At 65.2% G+C, this 739-nt stretch carries 1 pseudogene; it reads right to left on the minus strand.

Features of this window, described 5'->3' with window-relative positions:
• Window positions 1-160: 160 nt before the first annotated feature.
• Window positions 161-739 (minus strand): annotated as a pseudogene (locus INT12_RS31575) (hypothetical protein); the annotation flags it as partial.

Here is a 739-nt window from a genome sequence, read left to right on the forward strand (position 1 = left end):
AGCCGCGCTGGCGCGCGGTTGCCACGCAGGGCGTGGCACTACGAATTTCTACGTGTGCAGGACGATCGCGCCGGTGCCTTCGGTGACAACCCGTAGTGCCACGCCCTGCGTGGCAATCGGTCACCAACACATGCAATTGAAACTATCTGTGCGGCGTCGATCACCGCGCGATCTGCGTTAGGCTTGACTGGATTCCGTTCCCGAGGCCAGTGCGTCGCAGATGAACGAGTACCGCAGCAGCATCGTCTTTGCCACCCCCGACATTCCCCTGCGTGACGATGTGCGCCGACTCGGCGCACTGGTCGGTGATCTGCTTGCCGAGCAGGTATCCACGCAGTTCTTCGATGATGTGGAACAGGTGCGCACCCGCGCCATCGCGCGCCGAGAGAGCGAGGCGCCGCTGTCCGACCTCAACGATGCGTTGACCGGGCTGCCGCCCGAACGCGCCGAAGCGATGGTCGCCCACGTTCCACACCGCCTTGGCGTTGAACTGCCGGGTGGTCTGGTTCTGGTTCGGTTCGGCCCACATGTCCGCGTCCTGGTGCACGCCGGAAACATAGGCCGAGAAGCCGTTGAGGTCACCGGTGTCCACGCGCAGGAAGCCACGGCGCTGGTTGTCGTCGCCCACGGTGACGCTGGCACGGCCGCCGAATTCGGTGGACGGGTCCTGCGAGAAGTACTGGATGGTGCCGCCAAGGTTGCTGGTGGAGGCCACGCCGAGCGAGCCGATGCCCTGCGA

The organism is Pseudomonas sp. K8 (assembly GCF_014889455.1).
Classification (GTDB): domain Bacteria; phylum Pseudomonadota; class Gammaproteobacteria; order Pseudomonadales; family Pseudomonadaceae; genus Aquipseudomonas; species Aquipseudomonas veronii.